Below are 25831 nucleotides of genomic sequence, written 5' to 3' on the forward strand. Positions count from 1 at the left end.
TCGACGTAGTGCTAGCGTAACTCTCCGTTGAAGGGCGGGCCGCGTTCGCGTGGCCCGCGCCAGGAGCTGGGGAGGTCGCGTGGCGCGCACGACGGAAGGGCAGCGGGGGGTTCTCCCGCCCGCCGTCCCGTGCGCGCCCGTGCTCCTCTCCATCGGCGCGCCCGTCGTCCGGGACCCCCGGACCACGCCGTTCACGACGGGCGCCCGGCGGATCGCCGGACGGGTCCTCGCGGCCGGCGGGCTGCTCGCCGCCGGGTGGCTGTTCGCCGTCGTCCTCGGACTCCTCTGCGCCGCTCCGGCGTCCGCGGGCACCACCGCGGAGGCGGCGCCCCCGGTCGCGGGTTCCGGCCCTCTCGACACCGCCGCTTCCGAGCCGATCTCCGAGATCGGTGACTTCCCCACGGAAAGCGGTGACCTGCCGGCGGAAGGAAACGCCGAAGCAATGGCCGGGCGCGGCGTCGACGGGCTCACCAGCCAGTCGGCTCCGGGATTCCCGGCACCCTCCACCGCCGATCACAACGCCGGGGCGAACGGATTCGTGCCCCAGACGAGCGGTGGATCCGGCGCCTTCGGGCCGGGTGTGGGAGACGTCACGCGGTTCGACCACGACCCGCGCCTCAGGGCACAGCGCGCCCCGCTCGCCGGGGTGCTCCCGCCCGTCGTCCGCACAGCGGCGGACGACCCCTCCTTCTCTCCCGACTGATCCCGTCCCATGGACCGGCCGTGTTTCGCGAGACGAAAACGCCGGTCGGGCGGAACGCGCCCTGGTCCTTCTGACGGAGGAGCCGTTCCGCATCACGGGTGATGAGCGATCCCCGTTCTCGTGCCGGCCGCCCGGGCGTCCGCTGTGCGGTCTCCCGCAGGGATCCCGCCTGCCCGCGCGCCTCATGCACGAGATGTCAGGTACCCCCATGAATGAACCACAAGGAGCTTCAAGCATGCGTACGTGGGTTAAGAGCACGACCCCCGCGGCCCTTCTCGCACTGGGCGTCATGTCCCTCGGCACCGGTACGGCCTTCGCCGACGACACCTCGGGCGACGGTTCGATCGGCGGCGGCAACCAGGTCAACCTGCCGATCACCCTGCCGATCGACATCAGCGGCAACTCCGTCGCCGTGATCGGCGAGTCGGAGGCCGGCTCCGTCGGCGGCGCGTCCGTCGAGCAGTCGGGCAAGGGCTCCGGCGCCGGCGGCAACCGGACCAGCGGCGAGCGCAGCATCCTGGGCGGCAACCAGGTCGTGGCGCCGATCACCGCGCCGGTCAACGTCTGCGGCAACGCCGTCGCCGTCATCGGCCGCTCCGCCGCCGGCTGCAAGGGCGGCGCGTCCGTCGAGCAGTCGGGCAAGGGCTCCGGCGCCGGCGGCAACCGGACCAGCGGCGAGCGCAGCATCCTGGGCGGCAACCAGGTCGTGGCGCCGATCACCGCGCCGGTCAACGTCTGCGGCAACGCCGTCGGGGCGGTCGTCGGCCAGGCCTTCGCGGGCTGCAAGGGCGGCGCCTCGGTCAAGAACGGCGGCAAGCCCGGTCACGGCTACCACGGCGGGCACGGCAAGGGCTCCGGCGCGGGTGACAACCGGACCAGCGGCCGTGGCAGCGTCCTGGGCGGCAACCAGGTCGTGGCGCCGATCACCGCGCCGGTCAACGTCTGCGGCAACGCCGTCGGGGCGGTCATCGGCCAGGCCTTCGCGGGCTGCAAGGGCGGCGCCTCGGTCAAGAACGGCGGCGCAGGCGCCGGCGGCAACCGGACCAGCGGCGAGCGCAGCATCCTGGGCGGTAACCAGGTCGTGGCGCCGATCACCGCGCCGGTCAACGTCTGCGGCAACGCGGTGGCCGTGCTGGCCGACGCCGCCGCGGGCTGCCTCGGCGGCGCGCACGTCGGCAGGCCCGGCCACGGACACGGCGGCCACGGGTACGACGGTCACGGCCACGACAAGTGGGGCAAGCGTCCCGGCAAGCACACCGCCGGCCTCCTCCCGGCGCTGCCGGTCGTCCCGGCGCTGAACGGCGCCCAGGACGCCGGCGCCGCCCAGGCGATGCGCGGCGCCTCCTCGTCCGCCCTGCCCGCGGTCGACGGCGTGCCCGGCCTGGCCGAGCTGCCGAACCTGTCCGAGACCGAGAAGCGCGGCGCCCGGCACACCTCCGCCCCGGCGGACGGCCTGCGCGACGCCGTTCCGGGCCTCGACGGGATCGGCCTGATGAGCGCCGCCCAGCCCGCGGGGGTGACCGGGATGACCTCCGGTTCGCTGCTGGCCCTGGTGGTCGGCGCGATGGCGGCGGCCTCCGCCACGCTCTTCGCGACCACCCGCCGGGTCCGCTTCGGCAAGCACAAGGCCTAGCCTCGGCAGGCTCACGAGAGCAACGGCACGATGAGGGCCGGGGAGGCGGAGACCCGCCGAACCGGCCCGCCGATCCGGCTCCCGCCGGGTGGGGCGAGCGGCGGCCGGTCGCTCGCCGTACCGCGCGGCGCGGGGCGTCCCCGGACCTGCCGGGGAGCACAGACGCTTTGCCCGTTCCGGGGGCGTGGCCCGGGACGGGCAAAGCCATGTCCGGAGTCAGGTCAGGAAGGACCCGGCCGGCGACGCGCATCCGGCCCCGGTCGCCGGTCGGCCTCGGTCGCCTGCCGGCGACGCGCACGCGGTTCCGGTCGCCGGTCGGCCTCGGTCGCCGGGCGGTGGCGCGCGCCCGGCCGCCGGCCCGTTCGCGGGCGCGGAGGAGGCGGAGGGACGCGCGGAGGGACGGCCTGTCCGTGACGGCGGACGATGTCCGATTCCGGACAGAGGCGACAGGGTCACATCGTCCGCGTCGCGCGTATGATCTTCCGACGCAGCCGGACGTCCCGGCGGCCGTCGGGATACAGTCGCAGGCGGTCGAGCTCCCAGCCGCCGTATTCTGCGTGTTCGGTGAGGATCTGCCGGGCGGCGTTCCTGGAGGTGCCGCGCGGGAGATGAAGAACCAAGTAGGAGTAGTCGAGCACAGCGGTTAGTCTCCGAGAGGTGGGCTGGGGGACGTCGGTACTCATCGGGCTTTATTCTGCGTCCTTGCGGCTTTCCTCGGGAGTGCCTCCGACCAGGATCGGGTAGCCCGAGAGGGAAGTGAACGGGGAACGAATGCGAACAGCGAGGTAGGAAGCAGCGTGCCAGCCAAGAACGGCAACGCCGGCGGAACCCGCCTGGTGATCGTCGAGTCGCCTTCCAAGGCGAAGACCATCGCCGGGTACCTCGGCCGCGGCTATGTCGTGGAGTCCAGCATCGGCCACATCCGCGACCTCCCGCAGGGCGCCGACGACATCCCCGAGAAGGACAAGGGCAAGCCCTGGGCCCGTCTGGGCGTCAACGTCGACCACGAGTTCGAGCCGCTCTATGTCGTCAACGCCGACAAGAGAGCCCAGGTCAACAAGCTCAAGCAGCTGCTCAAGGACGCCGACGAGCTCTATCTCGCCACCGACGAGGACCGCGAGGGCGAGGCGATCGCCTGGCACCTGCGCGAGGTGCTCAAGCCCAAGGTCCCGGTCCACCGGATGGTGTTCCACGAGATCACCCCGCGGGCGATCCAGGAGGCGGTGGCCAACCCGCGCGAGCTGAACCTGCGGCTGGTCGACGCCCAGGAGACCCGGCGCATCCTCGACCGCCTCTACGGCTACGAGGTCAGCCCCGTCCTGTGGAAGAAGGTCAAGCCCCGCCTGTCCGCCGGCCGCGTGCAGTCGGTGGCGACCCGGCTGGTCGTGGAGCGCGAGCGCGAGCGGCTGGCGTTCACCAGCGCGAGCTACTGGGATCTGCAGGCGCTGTTCGACACCGGCCGCGATGAGGTCCCGCGCGAGTTCACCGCCACGCTGACCGGCGTGGACGGCAGGCGCGTCGCCCAGGGCCGCGACTTCGCGAGCACCGGCGCGCTGAAGAACCCCGGCGTGCTCCACCTGGACGAGGAGGCCGCCCGGGCCCTCGCCGGACGGCTCTCGGGCACCTCCTACACGGTCGGCTCCGTCGAGCGCCGGCCGTACACCCGCAAGCCGTACGCCCCGTTCCGGACGACCACGCTGCAGCAGGAGGCCAGCCGGAAGCTGGGCTTCTCCGCGAAGTTGACCATGCAGATCGCCCAGCGGCTCTACGAGAACGGCTTCATCACCTACATGCGGACCGACAGCACCACGCTGTCGGCGACCGCCGTCGCCGCCGCCCGCAGCCAGGCCGTCAAGCTGTACGGCGCGGCGTACGTCCCGGACAAGCCGCGCGTCTACGCCGGCAAGGTGAAGAACGCGCAGGAGGCGCACGAGGCGATCCGCCCCTCGGGCGAGGAGTTCCGCACGCCGGGCGAGACCGGCCTGAGCGGCGACATGTTCCGGCTGTACGAGCTGATCTGGCAGCGGACCGTGGCCTCGCAGATGAAGGACGCGGTCGGCGAGTCGGTCACGGTCAAGGCGGGCGGCGCCTCCAGCGCCGGCGAGCGGGTCGAGTTCAGCGCCTCGGGCCGGACGATCACCTTCCACGGCTTCCTCAAGGCCTACGTCGAGGGCGCGGACGACCCGTCCACCGACCGCGACGACTCCGAGAAGCGCCTGCCGAACCTGACCGAGGGCGACCGGCTCACCGCGCGCGAGCTCGCCACCCTGGGGCACGCCACCAAGCCGCCCGCGCGCTACACCGAGGCCTCGCTCATCAAGGAGCTGGAGGACCGGGAGATCGGCCGCCCGTCGACCTACGCGTCGATCATCGGGACGATCCTCGACCGGGGCTACGTCTTCAAGAAGGGCACCGCCCTGGTGCCGTCCTTCCTGGCGTTCGCCGTGGTCAACCTGATGGAGCGGCACTTCGCCCACCTCGTCGACTACGACTTCACCGCCGAGATGGAGAAGGTCCTCGACGACATCGCCAACGACCGGGCGGAGCGGGTGCCCGAGCTGCGCCGGTTCTACTACGGCAGCGGGGGTGCGGCGGGATCCGAGGGCGACGAGGGCCTGAAGGAGCTGGTCAGCGACCTCGGCGAGATCGACGCCAAGGAGATCAGCTCGTTCCCGATCCGGGGCACCGACATCGTGATCCGGGTGGGCCGCTACGGCCCCTACCTCGACCGCGACGGCGCCCGGGTGAACATCCCGGAGGACATGGCGCCCGACGAGCTCACCGCCGAGGTGGCCGAGGAGCTGTTCTCCCGTCCGACCGGCGACCGCGAGCTGGGCAGGGACCCGGTGACCGGGAACATGATCGTGGCCAAGGACGGCCGCTACGGGCCGTACGTCACGGAGATCCTGCCCGAGGAGCCGCCGCCGGCCGAGGGGGCGAAGAAGCGGACGAAGAAGGCCGACGCCCCCAAGCCGCGGACCGGCTCGCTGCTGAAGTCGATGTCCCTGGAGACCGTCACGCTCGAGGACGCCGTGCGGCTGCTCTCGCTGCCCCGGGTCCTGGGAGAGATCGACGGCCAGGAGGTCACGGCGCAGAACGGCAGGTTCGGCCCCTACCTGAAGAAGGGCACGGACTCGCGGTCGCTGGCCTCCGAGGAGGAGATGTTCACGGTCACGCTGGAGCAGGCCAAGGAGATCTTCGCCCAGCCCAAGACCCGCGGTCGCCGTGCCGCCGCGGCGCCGCCGCTGCGCGAGCTGGGTGAGGACCCGGTCTCCAAGAAGCCGATCGTGGTCAAGGAGGGTCGTTTCGGCCCGTACGTGACCGACGGCGAGACCAACGCCTCACTGCGCAAGGACGACGACGTCGAGCAGATCACCACCGAGCGCGCCGCCGAGCTCCTGGCCGACCGCCGCGCCCGCGGCCCGGCGCCCAAGCGCCCGACCCGCGCCAAGGCGAAGGCCAAGACCTGAGCCGGAGCTCCTGAGGCGAAGGCCAAGACCTGAGCCGGAGCTCCTGAGGCGAAGGCCAAGACCTGAGCCGGAGCTCCCGACCGGCCCGCGGACCTGAGGCAGGCCTCCGGCCCGGGGCTGAGAATCCTCTCAGACCTGCGGGAACGCATCCGTCGTTCCGGGCGTTCTGGACCAGGACGCGCCGGGTGCGGCGGGCGGGTGCGAGAGGCGAGTGGTGGCGGTCATGGGTTTCGTGGTGCTGGTCTTCGGGGTGGTGGCGCTGGTCCACTACTACCTCTGGCGCCGTCTGGTGAAGGCGACCACGCTTCCCGGCCGGACCCGCCGGGTGCTCACCTGGGTCCTGCTGGGCCTGGGTGCGCTCGTCCCCGTGACGCTCGTCGGCTCCCGCGCCGGGTGGGGCCACCTCCTGGCCTGGCCGGGGTTCTTCTGGATCGCGGTCATGTTCTACCTCCTGGTGTTCCTGGTGGTCCTGGAGGTTCCCCGGGCGCTGGCCCTGTTCGTGCTGAATCGCCGGAGCCGCGGCGGGCCCGAGGCGACGCCCGCCGGGCACCCGTCGGACCGGCGCCCGACCCGCGCGGCCGAACCGGTCCCGGTGGATGAGCCGGTCCCCGCCCGGACGGGCGCGCGCCCGGCGACGGCTCCCGCCGCGGAGCCCCCGGATCCGGCGGAGCCGTCCGCGCGCGGCGGAGAGCCCGAGGCGATCGGCCGCAGGCTCTTCATCGCGCGCACGGCCGCCGCCGTCGCGGGCGTGGGCGCGCTGGCCACGGTCGGGTACGGCGTGCGGACGGCGCTCGGCGATCCGGTGATCGAGTCCGTCAGGGTGACGCTGCCCCGGCTGGACCCCCGGCTGGCCGGGCTGCGGTTCGCGGTGGTCAGCGACATCCACCTCGGCCCGCTCACCGGCCTGGGACACTCCGAGCGCATCGTCCGGATGATCAATTCGCTCCAGGCCGACGTGGTCGCGGTCGTCGGCGACCTGGTCGACGGCACGGTGGCCGAGCTGGGCCGGCTCGCCCGCCCGCTGGCGAACCTGGAGTCCCGCTACGGCTCCTACTTCGTCACCGGCAACCACGAGTACTACACCGCGAACGGTCCGGGCGAGTGGATCGAGGAGCTCGGCGGCCTGGGCGTCCGCGTGCTGCGGAACGAGCGCGTCGAGATCGCCCACGGGGGAGCGGTCCTCGACCTCGCCGGGGTGGACGACGTCACCGGTGGCGCCCCCGGTGGTGTCCCCGGCGGTTCCTCCACCGGCGGAACGGGCGCCGCCGGCGGGCCGGACTTCGAGCGGGCGCTCGGCGGACGGGACCGCTCGCGGTCCGTCGTCCTCCTGGCCCACCAGCCGGTGCAGGCCGTGCAGGCGGCGGAGCACGGCGTGGACCTGCAGCTGTCCGGGCACACGCACGGCGGCCAGATGGCCCCCTTCAACCTGGTCGTGCCGGTGCAGCAGCCGGTGGTCGCGGGACTCGGCGAGGTCGGCGGCACGCAGGTCTACGTCACCCGTGGGGCGGGGTTCTGGGGCCCGCCGGTCAGGGTCGGCGCGCCTCCGGAGATCACCCTGCTCGAATTGCGGTGACGCGCGGGCCGATATATCAGTCCGGCTCACGTTTCCCCCGTCCGGCGGGCACCCGGATACCCTGGCGTCATGACCTCCCCTGGCCGGAGCACCGCGCGCCGCAAGCCCCCCCACGTGCTGGCCAACGCCCCGTTCCGCAAGCTGTGGACCGCGATGTCGGTGTGCAGCCTCGGCGACTGGCTGAACCTGCTGGCGCTCACCGCGCTGGCGGGCAACCTCACCGCCGCGGACGGATACCAGACGCAGAGCCTGGCCATCGGCGGCGTCTTCGTCGTGAAGATGCTCCCGGCCATCGTGCTGGGGCCGCTCGCGGGCGCGTTCGCCGACCGGTTCGACCGGCGGCTGACGATGTTCGCCGCGGACCTGGTGCGGTTCGCGCTGGTCCTGTCGATCCCCCTGACGGACGCCGGCTACCAGTGGCTGCTCGTCGCCACCTTCCTGGTCGAGTGCGTCAACCTCTTCTGGGTCCCGGCCAAGGACGCCACGGTGCCCAACCTGGTGCCCAAGGAGCGGCTGGAGGAGGCCAACCAGCTCAACCTGCTGGTCACGTACGGCACCGCCCCGGTCGCCGCGCTGCTCTTCGCGGTGCTGTCGGTCGCGGGCGACGCGCTGGGCGCCCTCGTGCCGTACTTCGCCGCCCGCGAGACCTATCCGGCCCTGCTGGTCAACGCCCTGGCGTACCTCGTCTCGGCGTTCCTCATCTTCACGCTCCGGGACATCCCCCGCAGGAACGTCGCCGCGGCGACCACCCCGTCGGTGCTCCGGCAGATCGTCGAGGGCTGGCGGTTCGCCGGCGGCGACCGGCTGGTCCGCGGGCTGGTCATCGGCATGATCGGCGCGTTCGCCGCCGGCGGCGCGGTGGTCGGCGTGGCCAAGATCTACGTGGAGGCGCTGGGCGGCGGCGACGCGGCCTACGGCGTGGTGTTCGGGGCGGTCTTCGCCGGCATGGCGTCGGGCATGTTCTTCGGGCCCCGGCTGCTGCGCGGGCTCTCGCGGCGCCGGATGTTCGGGCTCTCGATCGTCGCGGCCGGGCTGGTCCTGGCCGCGACCGCGCTCATCCACAACCTGGTCATCGTGGTCCTGCTGGCCGTGCTGCTCGGCGCGTGCGCCGGGATCGCGTGGATCATCGGCTACACGATGATCGGGCTGGAGGTGGAGGACCACCTGCGGGGCCGGACGTTCTCCTTCCTGCAGTCGCTCGCCCGGGTCACCCTGCTCCTGATCGTCACGGTCGCGCCGGCGCTGGCCGGACTGTACGGCGAGCACACGATCTCGATCGGCGGCGAGCCGGTCTACCGGTTCGACGGCTCCAACCTGGTGCTGCTGGTGGGCGCGCTGCTGGCGTCCGGGGTGGGCCTGCTCGCGCTGCGGCAGATGGACGACCGCCGGGGCGTCCCGATCATCGCGGACCTGGCCGCGGCGGTGCGTGGGAGGCGGCCCGCGCCGGAGGGCGCCGAGGAGCCGCACGGGATGTTCATCGCGTTCGAGGGCGGCGAGGGCTCGGGGAAGACCACGCAGTCGCGGTTGCTGGCGATCTGGCTGCGCGACCAGGGCTTCGACGTGGTGCAGACGCGGGAGCCGGGGTCGACCAAGGTCGGCATGCGGCTGCGGGCGATCCTGCTGGACGCCGTGCACCAGGGGCTGTCGGCCCGCTCGGAGGCGCTGCTGTACGCGGCCGACCGGGCGGAGCACGTGGAGAAGGTCATCCGACCGGCGCTGCGCCGGGGGGCGATGGTGGTCTCCGACCGGTACGTGGACTCCTCGCTGGCCTACCAGGGCGCGGGCCGGGCGCTGGAACCGGAGGACGTGGCCCGGGTCAACGAGTGGGCCACCGGCGGTCTCGTGCCCGATCTGACCGTGCTCATCGACACCCCGCCCTCGGTCGGTCTGACCCGGCTGGGCGGGGCCGCCGACCGGATCGAGTCCGAGCCGCTGGAGTTCCACGAGCGGGTCCGCCGCGAGTTCCGCACCCTGGCCGCCGCCGACCCGGCCCGGTACCTGGTCGTCGACGGGACGCTGGCGCAGGACGAGATCTCCCGGCTCATCCAGGACCGGGTGCGCGAGGTGCTGCCCGACCCGGTGCCCCGGGAGGCCGAGGACGTCACCGGGACCATGCCGGCCATCCGCGACTGACCCGTCCGCCCCGGCTCGCGTGGTCGGCGATCCCGGCGGATCCCGGCGGATCCCCGCGACGCCGGCGGTAGGTTTGACGGCGTGGGAGTCTTCGATGACCTTGTGGGCCAGGAGCGGGCGGCCGGGACGCTCCGCCGGGCCGCCGCGGCCGGCGCCGAGCTCCTGGCGGGGGGCCGCGGGTCGGGGATGACCCACGCGTGGCTGTTCACCGGGCCGCCCGGGTCCGGCCGGGAGGAGGCCGCACGGGCCTTCGCGGCCGCGCTGTTCTGCCCGGACCAGGGCTGCGGCCACTGCGACGTGTGCCACCAGGTGGCGATCGGCTCCCATCCCGACCTGGAGGTCGTCCGCCCCCAGGGGCTCTCGTACGGTGTCAAGGACACCCGGCGGCTCATCCTCCGCGCGGCCGGGGCCCCCACGCTGGGCGGCTGGCGCGTCGTGCTGTTCGAGGACGCCGACCGGGCCACCGAGGGCGCCTCCAACGCCCTGCTCAAGGCGATCGAGGAGCCGCCGCCGAAGACGGTCTGGCTGCTCTGCGCGCCCTCCCCGGACGACATGATGATCACCATCAGGTCCCGCTGCCGGGTGGTCACGCTCGTCACCCCGCCCACCGCCGCCGTCGCCCACGTGCTGGCCACCCGGGAGAACGTGCCGCCGGAGACGGCGGCCTCCGCCGCGAGGGCCGCGCAGGGGCACCTCGACCGGGCCCGCAGACTGGCCCTGGACGCCGAGGCCCGCAGGCGGCGCGAGGACGTGCTGTCCATCCCCGCGTCGCTGACCGGGGTGGGCGAGTGCGTGGCGGCGGCCGAGCGGCTGGTGAAGACCGCCGACGAGGAGGCCGCCGCGGTCACCTCGATCCTCAACGAGGCGGAGACCGCCGAGCTGCGCAAGGTCTACGGCGAGGGCTCCACCGGCAAGGGGCTCAACAAGGGGCTCGTCCGGGGCGGCGCCGGGGCGATGAAGGACCTGGAGGACCGGCAGAAGTCACGGGCCACCCGGACCAAGCGGGACGTCATCGACGCGGCCCTGCTCGACCTGGTGGCGCTCTACCGCGACGTGCTGGCGGTGCAGTTCGGCGCGCCGGTGGAACTGGCGAACGACGACCGCCGGGCCGAGCTCGACGCGCTGGCCCGCTCCTCCTCTCCGGAGGACACCCTGCGCAGGATCGACGCGATCATGCTGTGCCGGCGGCGGCTGTCCGCCAACGTCAATCCGCAGATGGCCGTGGAGGCGATGACGCTCTCCCTGCGGAACCCGCGTCTCTGAGGGGCCCATGTCTCTGAGGGGCCCGTGTCTCTGAGGGGCCCATGTCTCTGAGGGGCCCGTGGCTCTGAGGGGCCCGCGTTTCTGAGGGGCCCCGAGCTCGTCCGCAGCACCTCTGCAGGCTGAACGTTCATCAGGAAAGGGACCGTCCGTTACCGGATGGTCCCTTTTCGTATTTTCTCAGGAAATGGAACCAATTCGGGTCGACTTCCCTCAAAGCACAGGAAGAGATCGTTAGAATCCGATCAAAACTATACTGATTCGTTATAAATCAATCTGAGGCGTGTCTGCTCTACGGGGACGAGCGGAGAGGACCAGGGGGCTGTTGGTCGGCATGGGAACGCGTCGCGAGGTGGGTCCGCCCGGAGTGGGGCGGGCGGTCACGAGCCGGGTGGACGACGACGACACGTTGAGAATCGAATGGTGGGAACCGGGTGACGGGGAGATCCTCCTGCGGCATGCGGAGACCGGTCAGGAACGGTCCGGCACCGACCTGACCGGGCTCGCCGCGGGGACGTGGACGGTGGCGAGGAACGGCATGCCCGTCGCCACCGACGACCCCGGGTTCTCGCTCGACGGGATGGTCGCCTATGCCGCGAGGCCGCGGGACAGGGAGATCCGGGCGTTCCGGACCCCCGTGGGAACCCTCGCCCTGATGGTCCGCGAGGTCCGGCCGTACGTCGAGGTGACCCGGGTCGACCCGGAGGACGGGACGATCGTGGTCGAGGGGGTGCTCGCCTACGGCGAGCCGCCCGCCGGTCCGGCCCGGCTCGTGGCCGTGGCCAGGAAGGGGCCGGAGGCGGACGGCGGCGCCGCGCTCTCCGGGCGGCGTTTCACCGGGGCCCTGCGAATCGGGCCGATGGCCGCCGGGCAGGCGAGGCGGCGGGTCTTCTGGGACCTGTTCGCGCAGGTCGGAGAGGTACGGCTGCCGCTGGCCGCCCGGCTCGACGACATCCCGGGCAAGAAGGAGAAGGTGCGCTTCCCCGCCCAGCGCGTGGACCGGGTGCGGGTCCGGCCGTACTTCACCGACACCGACGCGCTGGCCGTCGCCTGCACGGTCGAGGAGGGGGAGGACGCGTGAAGGTCTCGTTCCTGATCCTCAACGCTTACGGCATGGGCGGCACGATCCGCGCCACCTTCGACCTCGCCACCGAGCTGTCCGCCCGGCACGACGTCGAGGTGATCAGCGTCTTCCGGCACGCCGATGAGCCGTTCCTCCCGCTCGGCCCGAAGGTCCGGCTCCGCGCGCTGGTGGACCTGCGGGAGGGGGCCCGGGTGCGCTGGCCGTACACGAGGAAGGCGGAGCGGCTGAGCGGGGAGCCCAGTGCGCTGGTCCACCCGGAGGAGCGCGCCTACGCCTCCTTCAACGCCTGGAGCGACGAGGTGCTCCGGCGGGAGCTGCGCCGGCTCCGCACCGACGTGCTGGTGACCACGCGGGCCGGGCTCAACATCATGGCCGCCCGGTTCGCGCGCCGCCGGGTCGTCACGATCGCTCAGGAGCACCTGCACTTCGAGGCCCACAAGCCCGGCCTGTTCGAGGAGATCCGGCGGTGGTACCCGGAGCTGGACGCGGTCGTCACCCTCACCGAGGCCGACGAGCGGGACTACCGGGCCATGCTCGGCGGGTCGCGGACCGGGGTGTTCACCATCGGCAACGGGCTGGCCGGCGGGCCGCGCCCGCGCTCCCGGCAGGAGAACCGGATCGTGCTGGCCGCGGGGCGGCTGGTGCCGGTCAAGGGCTACGACCGGCTGCTGAAGGCGTTCGCCCGGGTGGTCGAGGTCCGGCCGGACTGGCGGCTGCGGATCTACGGCGAGGGCCGGGTCTCCGACAAACTGGTCCGGCTGGCCGTGAAGCTGCGCCTGCACAACAACGTCACCTTCATGGGCCCGACCGGTGACATCGAGGGCGAGCTGGCCAAGGCCTCGATCCACGCGGTCAGCTCCCGCTTCGAGGGCTTCGGCATGACCATCATCGAGGCGTTCGCGTGCGGGGTGCCGGTGGTCAGCTTCGACTGCCCGCGGGGGCCGAGGGAGATCATCACCCCCGGCCGCGACGGGCTGCTCGTCCCGCCGGACGACGTCGACGCCCTCGCCGAGGGGCTGCTGACGATGATCGAGGACGAGGAGGGCCGTCACCGGATGGCCGCCAACGCCGTGGAGACGGCCCGCGGCTACGACATCGCCAGGATCGCGGACCGCTGGGAGAAGACCTTCGCGACGCTGGCGGGCTGAGCCGGCGGGCCGGATCGACGGGCTGAGCCGGGGGGCCGGTCCGCAGGCGTCCGATGGGCGGAGGCCCCGGGAGTTCCGGTGGGTAAAGCAGCAGACGGGCCGGTCCGGCGTCTCTGTGACGTGACCATGTCATTGTCGGGGACGACCCCGGAACCCGAGATAGAGCTGCTCTCCCACGGGGAGCCGCTGGCCAGGGACCGCGTCGACGTCGCGGGGCTGTTCGCCGAACACCACCTCGGACTGGTGCGGCTGGCGCTGCTCATGGTGGGCGACCAGGCCACGGCCGAGGACGTCGTCCAGGAGGCGTTCACCCGGACCCACGCCGGCCGGCTCCGCCTGCGCGACCCGCACAGGGCGCTGGCCTACATCCGCTCGGCCGTGCTGAACGGGGCCCGTTCCGTGCTGCGCCGCCGGGCGGTCGCGTTCCGGCGGGCCGTGCCGTACGAGCCGCCGGTCTGGTCCGCCGAGCACGCCGCGCTGCTCGGCGAGGAGCGCCGGGAGGTGCTCCTCGCCCTGCGCGCCCTGCCCGGCAGGCAACGGGAGGCGCTGGTGCTCCGCTACTACCTCGACCTGTCGGACCTGGAGATTGCCGAGACCATGGGGATCGGCGCGAGCACCGCCCGGTCCACCCTCGCCCGCGGCCTCGCCGCGCTCGCCCGAAAGCTCGGGGAGGAATCATGACCGCCGCCGGAAACAGCCCGTCCGGGGAGGGCCTGACGCCTGCCGGAAACCGTCCGTACCGGGAGGGCCCGGCGCCTGCCGGAAGCAGCTCGTACCGGGAGGGCCCGGCGTCTGGCAGAAGCGGCCCGCACCGGGAGCGTCCGGTGTCCGCCATCGGAGACCGTCCGCCCGGGGGAGGCCCGGTGTCCTTCGCCGAGGAGCGGCTGCGCGACGCCCTGGCCGGGGCCGCCGCGACCGCCACCGGGATCCGTCCGCTGCCCGCCGTACCGGCCCGCCGCCGGATCAGGGGCCCGCTGCCGTTCATCGTCCCGTCCCGCCGGAGCCGGGTCCCAGTGCTGCTCGCCACGGCCGCGACGGTCGCCGCGGTGGCCGTCGCGGCCTTCACGGCGATGCGGGTGGTGCCGCCGGACCCGCCCGGCCCCCGGCTGACGAAGGAGCACATCATCGCCATGTCCATGGTCGGGGCCGCTCCTGAGTCGGCCGACACGGTGCACATCTCGGTCTTCCTCTGCAAGAGACTCGATCCCTTCCCGGAGTGCGCGGGAGAGGAGGCGACGGAGGCGCGCAGGGTGGAGATCCGGCGAACGCTCGACGCGCTCCCAGAGGTGGAGAGCATCGTCTTCGAGGACATGCGCACGGCCTACGCGAACTTCACGGCGCACAACCGGGAGAACACGGTGCTGCTCAGGGCGATCCAGGTCGAGGACATGCCCGAGTCCTTCCGGATACGGGTCGTGGATCCCGCCGACCGCCGGATGCGGGAGAAGGTGAAGGCAGCCGTGCAAGGGCTCCCCGGCGTCTCCAACGTCGTCGATTCGTTCTGCCTGTTCCACAGGGAAGAGTGCTGACCCGGGGTGGTCGTCCACAGGGTGTGGACGACCACCCCGTCAGCGGGTGCCCGCGGAGTGCCGGGCGTCACCGAAGGCGGACGGCGGCTCCCGGCCGGTGCGTGGAGGCCTTCGCGGGCCCGTGCCGCCGGTGATGCCCGGCTGCGGCTCCAGCCCACCGACCGGAAGGCGGTTCGCCGTGGACCGTCCCGGATTGCGTGTTATCCCACCGGGACGGCGGTGGCGCGTAGGGTGGGCGGTAGCCGTACTCCGAGCGTGGATCCGGGAGTCGCATGAGCATGATCATGGCCGTGAGCTTCACCCGTTACGGCCGGCTGTACTATCTCGATCCCGGCGGGCACAGCCCCAAGGTCGGCGACAAGGTGCTCGTGCCCACCGAGGCCGGGCCCGAGGTGGCCGAGTGCGTGTGGGCGCCGCAGTGGACCAGCGAGGAGGTCGGCGGCCTGCCGGTCTGCGAGGGGATCGCGACCGAGGAGCACCTCGCCCGCGACGAGGCCAACAAGCGCCGCCGCGCCGAGGCCCGGAGCGTCTCCAAGCGCCTGATCAGACGGCACGAGCTGCCGATGAAGGTCGTCGGCGTCGACTACCTCGACGCGACCGGCGTCTACACGGTCTACTTCTCCGCCCCGAACCGCGTCGACTTCCGCGCGCTCGTGCGCGACCTGGCCCGTAACCTGCGCGCCCGGGTGGAGCTGCGCCAGATCGGACCCCGTGACGAGGCCCGGCTCCAGGGCGGCATCGGACCCTGCGGCCGCGACCTGTGCTGCGCGACTTTCCTCAAGGACTTCGAGCCGGTATCCGTCCGGATGGCCAAGGACCAGGACCTGCCGGTCAACCCGCTGCGCATCGCGGGGGCCTGCGGGCGGCTGATGTGCTGCCTGAAGTACGAGCACCCGCTCTACGTCGAGGCGCACAAGACGATGCCCCGGCTCGGTCTGAAGGTCGACACGCCGGAGGGCTCGGGGACCGTGGTGGGGCGCAACGTCCCCTCGGACGCGGTCGTGGTCCGCCTGGACGACGGCGGGCGCCGCTGCGCCTGCCCGTCCGCCTCGGTCTGCTCGCCGCGCAAGCAGCACGACGCGACGTACGGCGGAGCGGTCGCGGTCGCGGAGGCCGGTCCGGAGGGCTGACCGGGGCGGCTCGCCGTACGGGTACGAGGGTTGACCTGGGCGGCGACCCGCCACGGGTCCGCGGGGCTGATCGGGGCGGATCGCCGTACGGGTCCGGGGAGCCGACCGGGGTGGTGCGCCGACCGGGGTGGTGCGCCGTACGGGCGGGGAAATCCGGTTGCCCGCGGAAACGGCGGCTCGCCATGCTTCGGTCATGAGATTCGCGGTCATCGGGGACATCCACGCCGACTTCACCCTGGCCGACGCGATGATCCGGCGGCACGCGGGTCCCGTCGATGCGATCTTCAGCGTCGGGGACGCCGAGCCGAACCGCGACGAGGCCGAGAGCCTGGGCGTGGCCGGTCCGGCCAAGTACCGCAAGGTCGGGGACTTCCCGCGGTTCGCCGCGGGCCTGCAGGAGATGAGCGCCCCGGTGTACTTCATCGGCGGCAACCACGAGCCCTGGCCGGCGCTCGACGAGCACGGTCCCGGCGAGTGGGCGCCCGGCTTCCACTTCCTGGGGCGCTCCGGTGTGGCGGAGATCGGCGGGCTCCGGGTCGCGTTCCTGTCCGGGATCTACTCGCGGCACTTCAGCGAGCCGGCGCAGCCGCCCGCGGTCGACCCGGAGCGGCTGAAGGAGTACGGCTACTTCACCCGGCCGCACGTCGACCACCTCCTCCGCCAGGCTCGCGACCGGCGGATCGACCTGCTGATCACCCACGACTGGCCCGCAGGTCTGGCCTACCGCCACCACGGCAAGGCGGCCGTGGGCTGCGACCGCATCCGCGCGCTGACCGACGCCCTCAATCCGCAGGTGCACGTCTGCGGCCACATGCACGTGCCGTACCGGGAGCGGATCGGCGCGACGGACGTGGTCTGCCTGTCCCAGGTGCGGCACGGCACCGCCCCGGCGGACACGGTGGCGGTCCTCGAACTCACGGCGGACGGGGTGCTGCGGGAGGCCGCCCCCGCGGGGTGAGCGGTGCCGGGAAGCGCGCGGTCGGTACGGCGGCGGCTCCGGGCTTCCCGCGACCGGCCGCCCGCCTGCGGCTCTAACCGTCGAGCTCGACGACTCCGATGACGTCGGACACCGCGATGGTGCCGCCTCCGGGAGCGTCGCGGTGCCACCTCGAATCGAGGGAGACCGCGCGGTTGTCGCCCTCGATCCACAACCGTCCGGCGGGGACCGTCACCGGGCCGAAAGGGTTCTGGCGGACATCCGGGGACAGGTAGCGCTCTTCGAGAGGGGTGCCGTTCAGCAGCTGCCGCCCGTCCGCGTCGCAGCACTGGACGAAGCTCCCCGGGACACCGATGACGCGCTGGAGGATCGAGCCGTCGATCCCCCACTGGGCCGCGTTGAAGACGACGATGTCACCGACCTTCGGTGCGTAGCCGCCGCGGACCGTCCTGACGGTCACCAGGCTGTTCTTCTTGATCGTGGGCTCCATCGACTCGCCGACCGCGCGGATGACCTCCTTGCCGGAGGCCTTGGAGATCAGGCGGTCTGCCATGAAGCCGCAACCTGACAGCGCTGTGACCAGGGGAACGACGAGCAGGAGGGGGAGCCGGAGGCGGATCATCGTGACATTATCGGAGCAATCGTTTCCAGGGGACAGGGCGGCCCCCGCCGGGAGCGGTCGTGCCCTGATCGGGTGATCCGGGGGCGCGGGGACCCTCCGGGACCGTGTAGACTTCCGTAAGCCATGCGGCACACGCGTGGCACGCCGCCTTAGCTCAGTCGGCCAGAGCACTTCACTCGTAATGAAGGGGTCTGGGGTTCGATTCCCCAAGGCGGCTCCAGGCCAGAGGCCCCCACCGGTTCCCGGTGGGGGCCTCTCGTCGTTGCCCTGCTGACAGGCGGATCGCGTCGGCTTATCGGCGGTCTGCGCATCGAAGATCTGTGCGCGGCCCCGAACCGATCGCGCGGGACCGCTCCGCGCCGCTCCGGCGGATTTCTAGCGCTCCCTGTCCGGATCGTTGAACGTAGCGATCGGCCGACCGGTTCTGGCATCGAGCATCGTCACGCACTCCGGCCTGACGAACCCCCAACCGTAGTCTCCGTCCAGGACCACGAGTGCTCCGCCGTCGAGTGTCCGGAAGCGGTAGTTGACCTCCCCGGAACGGCGGCCTATCTGCTCATCGGCGTGGGCCGGGTCTCGGAACGCTCCGTGAGTGAACTTCGTCCCCGAGAAGTAGTTGTAGTAGAGCCTGCAGTCCTTCCCCTGCCCGGTCGCCACCCTGGTGGGAACCCCGCTGTGCTTCTTGGTGCCCGCCGGTGCGCTGAACCCGGTGCCGATTCGGGTGCGCTGCCAGATCGCGCGTGCGGTGGCCATCGAGCAACTGTCCGGACGGCTTCCGGTGTGTCCGCCCCGGGCGCTCAGGTGAATCCAACCGCACATGTTGACTCCGGAGCCCCGGAGGCGACCGTAGGCGTGGTTCTTCTGAGCGGTTCCCGACTGGATGAAGTCGGATCCGGACATCACCCGGCCGATGTAGTAGCCGAATGGGCGGTTCGCTATCCGGGCACCGGCTCCCAGCTCGTCCTTACCCTCGTTGGGACTGGGGATGGCGCCGTCCTCGACCGTGTACGCCGTTCCGGCGACGGCCGCGAAGGCCGGGAGGAGGGCCAGAGCGACGCTCGCGACGACTGCGGGCGCCGTACGGCGGAGCATGCGGGAACCGGTTGGTCTCATGTCTCTTTCCGGAGGTTTCTGATGGTCGGTGTTCACGGCAGGCTGCGGCGCGGTGGTCAGAGGCACGCCGGGAGGTGCATCGCCTCGATGTAGCCCCATCGTCCGGTGACGGGCGCGTAACCGAGGACCCACTGCTCGGGGTTGTGGCGGCCGCAGGTCGGCCGGGTGAGGTAGAACGCGTCACCGGCGCGCACGTTTCCGATCACGAAGGACGCGGGGGCGCTGCGGTAGGAGCCGACCGACCCGACCTGGATGGGGGTGCCGTGGTGCGTCGCGGGGTGCGGGGCGCTGATGGGGACGGGTTTCACCTGTCCGTGGCCTCCGATGGCCTGCAGGTCCGGCAGCGGGGTGCCCCGGTCGCCCTGGCTGCGGGCGGACGGGTCGCCCAGGCACGACTTGGCGATGAAGCCCCAGTTCGGGCGGTCTTTCCTGCCGTAGTCGAGGACCAGCGCGTAGTCCTTGTAGGTGTAGCGGACCCCTACGGCCTCGCCGGCCTTCTTGCCCCAGGCGCGCTGCGGCACCTCCGGCTTCGGGTAGTTCTCGTGGATCGGGCAGTCGCGCTGCAGGGTGGTCCGGTGGGTGTAGTGCGTCTCCGCCTCCTTGGCGGCCGAGGTCTCCGCCACCGCTGCACCGGAGGCGAGCAGAGGGGCGACGCACCCGGCCAGGAGGAGGGTCCAGCGGGTGATGCCCCACCGGCCGGCTGCGCCCTTCCCGCTCCACCGGGTCCGGGCTTCTTCCCGTGTTCCTCCGACGGGGAGTTCCTGCTGCAAGGTTCGCTCCTTCGGCATGTCGTCCGCGCCAGGCGGACATGAGTATGTCTCCGAATGGGATTCGAGATCACTTCTTCGATCCCCCAGCATTCTTCGAGGCGCCGGGCCGCGGCGGAAGGACTTTCATTGAGAAAATATAGAAAATCATGAAAACGGATGAAAGCGCTGATAACCTGGGCAAACAGGCTCAATGATCGGTCATTGCGGGTAGTGGTTAAATGGGCGAAATGGACAAAAGAGTGGAAATCCGAGAGGTTTCGCCCTCGACTCGAGCCCTCCCGTCGGGAGAGGAGATCAGAAGGAGTCGAGAGGCTGTCGGCATGACCCTGAAGGACATGGTCCGGGAGCTCGGACGAGCCGGGGTGAAGATGTCCGTGCCGACGCTCTCACGCAGCGAGTCGGGTGCCCGTGCCTTCAAGCGGGCCGAGGCCGAGGCCATCGCGGGCGTGCTCGCGGAGAGGGAGGCGGTCTCCCATCCGCCCGCGTACGGCGAGGACGGCGCCGACGCCGCCGGAGATCCCGGGCCGCCGGCTCCGGAGGGGCGGGCGACCGGGGGCGGCTCCGGCGCATCCGGGCGATGGCGCGAGCGGCTCCCCGCGTCCGTCCGGAAACCCCTCGGCCGCCACGCCCGGGCGCTCCGCCTCGGCGGCTTTCTCGGCGTTCTGGTGGCCGCCGCAATGGCGCTCCTGCAGAGTCCCCTCCTGTCGGGGAGCACCGTCGCCCCGGCGCCTTCCCCGCGGCCCGAGGCCCACCGGCCCGAGGCCCACCGGCCCGAGGCCCACCGGCCCTCGGCGCCCGGCTGTGAGCGCTACCGTGTCGCGGCCCGTGACCTGTGGCTGCGCAACCGGTACGGCAGAGGCCTCGTGGAACTGCCGCAGGACACGGAACTCATCCGTTCGGGCCGACGGAACGCGGCCGGCCACTGGGAGGTGACGACGGCCGACGGCAGGCACGGGTGGGTCGATTCCGCGTACCTGGAACCACGGTGCTGAAGCCCGGCCCCGTCCGCCTGGGGTCGTCACCGAGCGGTGCGGCACGCCCCTCGCCGACGGGGAGGGGCGTGCCGCACCGACGGGCCGGGGCGTCACCGCCGGCGCAGCCCCAGGTGGTGGAGCTCGGCGAAGCCGGCGACCGCGAGGGCCTGGGCCACGATGAGGGCGACGCCGAGCGGGTTGGGCTCGACCCAGCCGGTGAACAGCAGCGCGATGCTGTCGACGGTCCACAGCACGTTGATCGCGATCACCGCCTGGACGCCCCGCACGGGAGGAACCGGACGGGTCGCCAGGTAGGCGAGGAACGCGGTGATCGGCAGCAGGACGATCCCGGCCCAGCGGAGCAGCGGCTCGGGGAGGTCGAGCAGGCCGGCCAGCGGGGTCGCGGCGGCGGCCAGGAGGATCCCGAACCCTCCGGTGAGGAGCGTGTCGGCCTGCAGCGCCCTGGTCAGGAAGGGGGTGCTGCGGGTGGGAGCGGTGGTCGCGGTCATCTGTCTCTCCTTCTGCGGGCATCCGCGGACGCGCCTGTGCGCGTCCGCGGGTGCCTCTGCGAGTGCGTCGGCTTCCGACGCCCTCAGCACACCGCCTCACCCGCTGCCAACTGCAGACACGGCACTGCCATTCACTGCCGGTTTCCCGTGCGGAGGTCGTCGGCGACGAGTTTGGCCGCCGCGTTCTGCCAGTTGTAGAGCGTGCGTTCGGGAACCTCGCGGAGGAACCAGTCGAACGCCTGCCGCTCCTCCGGGCTGAGCCCGTCGCGCCCCGCTCCGCGCCGGTAGGGCCGCAGCCCCCGGACGTACGGGAAGTAGAGCACGTTGTAGAACCGCCACTCCTCGCTGGTGCCGAACTCGCCGTCCCGGGGCTTGAGCCGCCGGATGCTCTCCAGCAGCAGGTGCCGCAGCTCGGCGGCCCGTTCCAGGGGGCTGTCCCCGGTGATCCGCTCGTCGATCACCGGCAGGCCGGCGAGCGGGCTGGCGGCGAGCTTGCCCAGGTCGCCGTAGCCCGCCAGGGCGCGCCGCGTCAGGCGGGTGAACTCGGCCTCGTCCAGCGGCGGCGGGCCCGGCTCGCGGCGGGGCAGCGCCTCTGCGGAGTCCCGCAGCTCGGACCGGTCCCGCCGGATCTCCGGGTCGCCGGGGAAGGCGATCCGGTCCAGAACCCGGTGCACCGGCCCGGCCAGCGTCTGTACGGCGACGGCCACGGCGACCACACCGAACAGCAGGGCCGCCAGAGCGGGCGTGGGCCCGCCGAGCACGACGGCCAGGGCGACCTGCCCGCCCGTCGCGACCATCACGACCGCCGCGCCCAGCAGGGAGCGCAGCATGTCGCGCCAGAGCGCCTCGCCCGCCTGGAACGCGCTGGACATCGCGATGGCCACGCCCAGCAGGCCCATGTCCACGTCGATGGCCAGTACGGCGAGCAGCCCGGCCGGTCCCGGCAGCGGGAACACCAGCAGCCCCGCGCCCAGCCCGAAGAACAGCGTGGCGACCACCATCAGCGAGCCCACCCGGGGCGGCCTGGCCCGCACCAGCAGCACCAGCGCCCCGGCCAGCGGCGCCAGCAGCAGCACACCGGTCACCGTCCGCACCGCGGCGTCCGCCTCCGCACCCCGTCCGGAGGCCACCAGCCAGGCGAGGGCGAGGACCGTGACCGGGACGAGCCCCCGCGACCAGGCCCGGTCCAGCCGCCCGCTCCCGGGGACCAGCGTCAGCACGGCACCGGTCCACAGCAGCACCGGCAGGTGGATCAGCACGCTCTCGGCCCCGGCCAGCACGCCCTCGATCCCGGCGGGCGCCCCGGCCGGGGCTGCACCCGATGCCTCGGCCCCGGCGCCTTCCAGGACGGCGCGCACCTGCCCGACCGCCAGCGCGAGGCCGTAGGCGAGCAGCCCCAGTCCCGCCCGCCGCGGTCCGCGCTCCCGCGGGTCCCGCACGATCACGTAGCACCCGAGCCACCAGGTCAGCCCGGCCGCGGCCGCGACGGCGAGAAGCATGGACGTCCCCTTTCCCCGCCCGTGAGCGTACCGATCACGGACCTGACGCCCCGCGGCGGCCGGGTGAGCCCGTGATCCGGCGGTACGCCGTCCGGCCGGGCCCGAGGACCTCTTCGGACGGGCGCCGTCGAGAGGCGGCAGGGCGTCCCCTGTCCGCCGGATCTCAGAGGCCGCGCACCGAGGCGATGGTGAAGGGCCGCCGCGGGGTGCCCTCGCCCAGCGGGCCGCCCCTGTCGAACTGCGAGCGGACCACGTACAGCGTCCCGCGGACCCGCACCAGCGTGGTCGGGAGCCGCAGGGCCTCGTCGGCGACCCGCCGCTCCATCCGGGCGGCGGAGCCGTCCGCGGCGACCCGCCACCGGCTGATGGCGTGGTCGGTGTTGTGGACGGCCCAGAGCCTGCCGTCCTGCAGCTCCAGCCCGTCGGCGTTCAGCAGGTCGCCGCCGTGCAGGGCGACCCTGGCGACCGCGCCGGAGGCCGGGTCGAGGCGGTAGAGGTCGCCGCCGACCATGTCGGCGGTCAGCAGGTGGCGCCCGGAGGGGTCGGCGACGATCCCGTTGAGGCTGAACGCGCCGGGTTCACGCGGATCGAGGACGCCGGTCAGGTCGAAGCGGGGGGTGAGCGTCGCCGTACCGCCGGCCGCCCGGGAGAGCTGGGCCGGGGTGACGCGGTAGACCACGGCGCGCACGCTGTCGGTCAGGTAGGCGCTCCCGTCCGGGGTGAGGGCGAGGTCGTTGACGAACCTCGGCTCCTCCCCGGGGACCTCGAAGCGGGCCAGCAGGCGGCGGCTGCGGGTGTCGTACACCGACACCCCGGCGGTGGAGTCGGTCACCCAGAGCCGCCCGGCCCGGTCCACCTTCAGCCCGTTGGCGGTGTCGCGCCCGTCGGCGCCCGCGGGCAGGAAGACCCGGGCGGTCCGCCGGCCCGGGGTCATCGTGAAGACCGTGCCGTCGGCGAAGGATCCGGCGTAGAGGTCTCCGGTGCGCGGGTCGACGGCGACGCCCTCGGGGTAGACCCGGTCGCCGGGCAGCTCGTGGGCGGTGGAGATCCGGACGCGCGCCTCGGCGGGCGCCGTCACGGCGGGCGCCGCCTCGGAAGGGGCCGTCACGGAGGGGGCCGCCGCGGCCGGTGCCGCGGCGGCACCGGCGGCGGGGGGCGAGGAGAGCGCCGCGGCGAGGACCGCGGCCGTGATGGCGATGGACTGGCGAACTCGGGACATGCTGCCTCTCCGTCCGACTGTTCCCGGCTTTATGAGAACACTAAGGATGATGTGCATCGATAAGCTAGTTAGAACTCTAATGTTCGTCAACAAGCGAACGTTCCCGGCCGTTAGCATGCACGGGTGACGTCGATGCCGGTTCCCGAGCGCCTGGGCTCCCACCTCAAGCGCGCCGCACAGGCGCTCACCGCGGCCAAGCACGCCGTGCTGAAGCCGGCCGGGCTGACGGTGCCGCAGTACGCGGCCCTGCTGCACCTGGCGCAGAACCCCGGCATCTCGGCCGCCGCGCTGGCCCGGGCGTGCGCGGTCACCCCGCCGACGATGAACACGGTGCTCAAGAACCTCCAGGAGGGCGGCCTCATCGAGCGCACCCCGCACGAGTGGCACCGCAACATCCTGGAGACCCGGCTCACCGCCAAGGGCGAGGAGGTGCTGGCCGACGGCGACGCCCGCGCGGTGCGCGTCGAACGGGGGCTCGCCGCCGAGTTCACCCCACAGGAGCTGGAGACGCTGATCGCCCTCCTGGGCCGCTGTGTCGACGTCCTCCAGCGGGAACGTCCGGTGTAGCCTCCGGCCGGAGGGCCCGCGGAGAAGGACGCGCGCGTGCCCGCACGGCCGGCCGTCCGCCGTCCGCCGTGATCCGCTGAACCGCTGATCCGCTGAACCGATGGCCGGGCTCCGTCCCGCCGCCCCGGTGTTCTCCCCGCCGCCCTTCGCCCGCCCACGCCCGCGGGCGCACCGTCCCCCGCCTGCGGACATCCGCAGACGGCCCCGTACGGCCCGCCGGGCCGCACGGGTGTGCTCTGCCGCGCGTTCCGGTCCGCCGGGAGGCGCCCGGAACCCCTGAGGTCGACTGTTGCAGACTCCATCGACGCCGCCGGTCGCCCGGCCGCGCCTCTCCCGCCCGGCCTGGCTCTCGCCGGGTGTCGCCCGCACCGAGGTCCTGTCCGGCCTGGTGGTCGCGCTCGCGCTGATCCCCGAGGCGATCTCCTTCTCCGTCATCGCCGGGGTCGACCCGAGCGTCGGGCTGTTCGCCTCCTTCACCATGGCCGTGGTGATCGCCGTCGTGGGCGGCAGGCCCGCGATGATCTCGGCGGCGACCGGTGCGATCGCCCTGGTGGTCGCGCCGCTCGCCCGTGAGTACGGCCTCGGCCACCTGATCGCCACCGTCATCCTCGGCGGAGTGATCCAGATCGTGCTCGGCGCGCTCGGCGTGGCGAGGCTGATGCGGTTCGTGCCGCGCAGCGTCATGGTGGGCTTCGTCAACTCCCTGGCCATCCTGATCTTCATGGCGCAGGTGCCCGAGCTGCGCGACGTGCCGTGGGCGGTCTACCCGCTGGTGGGCGGGGCGCTGGCCCTCATGGTGCTCTTCCCGCGCATCACCAGGACGGTCCCGGCGCCGCTGGTCTCCATCGCCGCGCTGACCGCGCTGACCGTCGGCGCCGGGATCGCCGTGCCGACCGTGGGCGACCGGGGCGCCCTGCCCTCCTCGCTGCCGGTCCCCGGCCTGCCGGACGTGCCGTTCACCCTGGACACCCTCACCCTGCTCGCGCCGTACGCGCTGGCGTTCGCGCTGGTCGGCCTGATGGAGTCGCTGATGACGGCCAAGCTCGTCGACGACCTGACCGACACCCGCTCCAGCAAGACGCGCGAGGCCGTCGGCCAGGGGATCGCCAACATCGTCACCGGTCTCTTCGGCGGCATGGGCGGCTGCGCGATGATCGGCCAGACGATGATCAACGTCAAGGCCGGCGGTGCCCGGACCCGCCTCTCGACGTTCACCGCCGGGGTCTTCCTGATGGTCCTGTGCGTGGTGTTCGGCCCCTGGGTCTCGCAGATCCCGATGGCCGCCCTGGTCGCGGTGATGATCATGGTCTCCGTGGGCACCTTCGACTGGCACTCGGTCGCCCCGGCCACGCTCCGGCGCATGCCGTACGGCGAGACCGTCGTGATGGCGACCACGGTCGCGGTCGTGGTGGCCACCCACAACCTGGCCGTCGGCGTGGTCGTCGGCTCCGTCGCCGCCATGGTGATCTTCGCGCGGCGGGTCGCCCGCATGGCCGACGTCACCTCGGTCGCCGACCCCGAGGGCGGCCACGTGATCTACGCCGTCACCGGTGAGCTCTTCTTCGCCTCCAGCAACGACCTGGTCTACCGGTTCGACTACGCCGGCGACCCGGACCACGTGGTCATCGACCTGTCGGGCGCCCACATCTGGGACGCCTCCTCGGTGGCGGCGCTGGACGCGATCGAGACGAAGTACGCCGCCCGCGGCACGACCGTGGAGATCATCGGCCTGAACCGGTCCAGCGCGGAGATCCACGGCACGCTGAGCGGGGAGCTCTCCGGAGGGCACTGACGGGCACTGACGGGCACTGACGGGCACTGCTGGAAGAACGGCGGCCCGGGACACTCGTACGCGCGGGGAGCCCTCCGGAGGGCACTGACGGGTGCCGGGCCCTCAGATCCCGCGTTCCGCGGCCGATCTGACGGATGAGCACCGCCGTCTCCAACGTTAGGAAGAA

General features: G+C 72.7%; 22 protein-coding genes and 1 tRNA gene. 16 read left to right on the top strand and 7 right to left on the bottom strand.

The features are described 5' to 3' along the window. Positions 1 to 79 precede the first annotated feature (79 nt). Positions 80 to 703: a hypothetical protein gene (locus tag HS045_RS09645; RefSeq protein WP_307827439.1), complete on the top strand. Its 624-nt coding sequence runs from the start codon at positions 80 to 82 to the stop codon at positions 701 to 703. Positions 704 to 938: 235 nt separating this feature from the next. After that, positions 939 to 2336 (top strand): chaplin family protein, encoded by a 1398-nt coding sequence (locus HS045_RS34335; RefSeq protein ID WP_230883509.1) that lies wholly within the window; start codon positions 939 to 941, stop codon positions 2334 to 2336. 452 nt (positions 2337 to 2788) lie between these two features. Here HS045_RS34335 and HS045_RS09670 read toward each other — a convergent pair whose 3' ends face one another. Then, a complete protein-coding gene (locus HS045_RS09670) occupies positions 2789 to 2974 on the bottom strand; it encodes a DUF5703 family protein (RefSeq protein WP_068900476.1) in 186 nt (61 codons plus the stop codon). Positions 2975 to 3133: 159 nt separating this feature from the next. Here HS045_RS09670 and topA point away from each other — a divergent pair, with 159 nt between their 5' ends. The 10 genes from topA (at position 3134) to HS045_RS09720 (ending at position 16621) form a co-directional block, all read left to right on the top strand. Continuing rightward, positions 3134 to 5806, top strand: a complete 2673-nt coding sequence (gene topA / locus HS045_RS09675) for a type I DNA topoisomerase (RefSeq protein ID WP_196450737.1) — start codon at positions 3134 to 3136, stop codon at positions 5804 to 5806. Between the two features lie 223 nt (positions 5807 to 6029). Further along, positions 6030 to 7379 (top strand): metallophosphoesterase, encoded by a 1350-nt coding sequence (locus HS045_RS35810; RefSeq protein ID WP_304609587.1) that lies wholly within the window; start codon positions 6030 to 6032, stop codon positions 7377 to 7379. A gap of 69 nt (positions 7380 to 7448) precedes the next feature. Then, complete coding sequence (tmk, locus tag HS045_RS09685; protein WP_196450739.1) at positions 7449 to 9512, top strand: dTMP kinase; 2064 nt, start codon at positions 7449 to 7451, stop codon at positions 9510 to 9512. 81 nt (positions 9513 to 9593) lie between these two features. After that, on the top strand, positions 9594 to 10775 hold the full coding sequence (locus tag HS045_RS09690) for a DNA polymerase III subunit delta' (protein WP_196450740.1): 1182 nt from the start codon (positions 9594 to 9596) through the stop codon (positions 10773 to 10775). 331 nt (positions 10776 to 11106) lie between these two features. Beyond that, a complete protein-coding gene (locus HS045_RS09695; RefSeq protein WP_196450741.1) occupies positions 11107 to 11853 on the top strand; it encodes a hypothetical protein in 747 nt (248 codons plus the stop codon). Beyond that, the gene (locus HS045_RS09700) at positions 11850 to 13004 is read left to right on the top strand and encodes a glycosyltransferase family 4 protein (RefSeq protein WP_196450742.1); all 1155 of its coding nucleotides are present in this window, start codon (positions 11850 to 11852) and stop codon (positions 13002 to 13004) included. The genes HS045_RS09695 and HS045_RS09700 overlap by 4 nt, the downstream gene beginning before the upstream one ends. Positions 13005 to 13130: 126 nt before the next feature. After that, complete coding sequence (locus HS045_RS09705; RefSeq protein WP_196451138.1) at positions 13131 to 13685, top strand: SigE family RNA polymerase sigma factor; 555 nt, start codon at positions 13131 to 13133, stop codon at positions 13683 to 13685. 182 nt (positions 13686 to 13867) lie between these two features. Next, on the top strand, positions 13868 to 14533 hold the full coding sequence (locus HS045_RS36085) for a permease-like cell division protein FtsX (RefSeq protein ID WP_196450743.1): 666 nt from the start codon (positions 13868 to 13870) through the stop codon (positions 14531 to 14533). A gap of 278 nt (positions 14534 to 14811) precedes the next feature. Next, on the top strand, positions 14812 to 15663 hold the full coding sequence (locus HS045_RS09715; RefSeq protein ID WP_196451139.1) for a regulatory iron-sulfur-containing complex subunit RicT: 852 nt from the start codon (positions 14812 to 14814) through the stop codon (positions 15661 to 15663). Positions 15664 to 15856: 193 nt separating this feature from the next. After that, on the top strand, positions 15857 to 16621 hold the full coding sequence (locus HS045_RS09720) for a metallophosphoesterase (RefSeq protein WP_196450744.1): 765 nt from the start codon (positions 15857 to 15859) through the stop codon (positions 16619 to 16621). Between the two features lie 73 nt (positions 16622 to 16694). Here HS045_RS09720 and lepB read toward each other — a convergent pair whose 3' ends face one another. Then, positions 16695 to 17153 (bottom strand): signal peptidase I, encoded by a 459-nt coding sequence (gene lepB, locus HS045_RS09725; RefSeq protein WP_196450745.1) that lies wholly within the window; start codon positions 17151 to 17153, stop codon positions 16695 to 16697. 212 nt (positions 17154 to 17365) lie between these two features. Here lepB and HS045_RS09730 point away from each other — a divergent pair. Next, positions 17366 to 17442 (top strand) — tRNA-Thr (locus HS045_RS09730). Positions 17443 to 17597: 155 nt separating this feature from the next. On the opposite strand, the gene HS045_RS09735 is transcribed toward HS045_RS09730, so the two are convergent. Together HS045_RS09735 and HS045_RS09740 are read right to left on the bottom strand one after the other, a co-directional pair. Next, complete coding sequence (locus HS045_RS09735) at positions 17598 to 18314, bottom strand: hypothetical protein (RefSeq protein ID WP_196450746.1); 717 nt, start codon at positions 18312 to 18314, stop codon at positions 17598 to 17600. Positions 18315 to 18391: 77 nt separating this feature from the next. Then, positions 18392 to 19105: a hypothetical protein gene (locus HS045_RS09740; protein ID WP_196450747.1), complete on the bottom strand. Its 714-nt coding sequence runs from the start codon at positions 19103 to 19105 to the stop codon at positions 18392 to 18394. Between the two features lie 320 nt (positions 19106 to 19425). Here HS045_RS09740 and HS045_RS09745 point away from each other — a divergent pair, with 320 nt between their 5' ends. Further along, a complete protein-coding gene (locus HS045_RS09745; protein ID WP_196450748.1) occupies positions 19426 to 20097 on the top strand; it encodes a hypothetical protein in 672 nt (223 codons plus the stop codon). 92 nt (positions 20098 to 20189) lie between these two features. Here the strand turns inward: HS045_RS09745 and HS045_RS09750 are convergent, their stop codons facing one another. From HS045_RS09750 to HS045_RS09760, 3 genes are all read right to left on the bottom strand, one after another. Further along, the gene (locus tag HS045_RS09750; RefSeq protein WP_196450749.1) at positions 20190 to 20588 is read right to left on the bottom strand and encodes a hypothetical protein; all 399 of its coding nucleotides are present in this window, start codon (positions 20586 to 20588) and stop codon (positions 20190 to 20192) included. Between the two features lie 131 nt (positions 20589 to 20719). After that, a complete protein-coding gene (locus HS045_RS09755; RefSeq protein WP_196450750.1) occupies positions 20720 to 22087 on the bottom strand; it encodes a hypothetical protein in 1368 nt (455 codons plus the stop codon). A 163-nt stretch (positions 22088 to 22250) separates the two neighbouring features. After that, positions 22251 to 23306, bottom strand: a complete 1056-nt coding sequence (locus HS045_RS09760) for an SMP-30/gluconolactonase/LRE family protein (protein WP_196450751.1) — start codon at positions 23304 to 23306, stop codon at positions 22251 to 22253. Between the two features lie 132 nt (positions 23307 to 23438). On the opposite strand from HS045_RS09760, the gene HS045_RS09765 reads away from it, so the two are divergent. Next, a complete protein-coding gene (locus HS045_RS09765) occupies positions 23439 to 23873 on the top strand; it encodes a MarR family winged helix-turn-helix transcriptional regulator (RefSeq protein ID WP_196451140.1) in 435 nt (144 codons plus the stop codon). 289 nt (positions 23874 to 24162) lie between these two features. Next, positions 24163 to 25665 carry a SulP family inorganic anion transporter gene (locus HS045_RS09770; protein ID WP_196450752.1) on the top strand — a complete coding sequence of 501 codons (1503 nt, stop codon included), beginning with the start codon at positions 24163 to 24165 and terminating at the stop codon, positions 25663 to 25665. Positions 25666 to 25831 lie beyond the last annotated feature (166 nt).

Source organism: Planomonospora sp. ID82291 (genome assembly GCF_015711645.1).
Classification (GTDB): Bacteria; Actinomycetota; Actinomycetes; order Streptosporangiales; family Streptosporangiaceae; genus Planomonospora.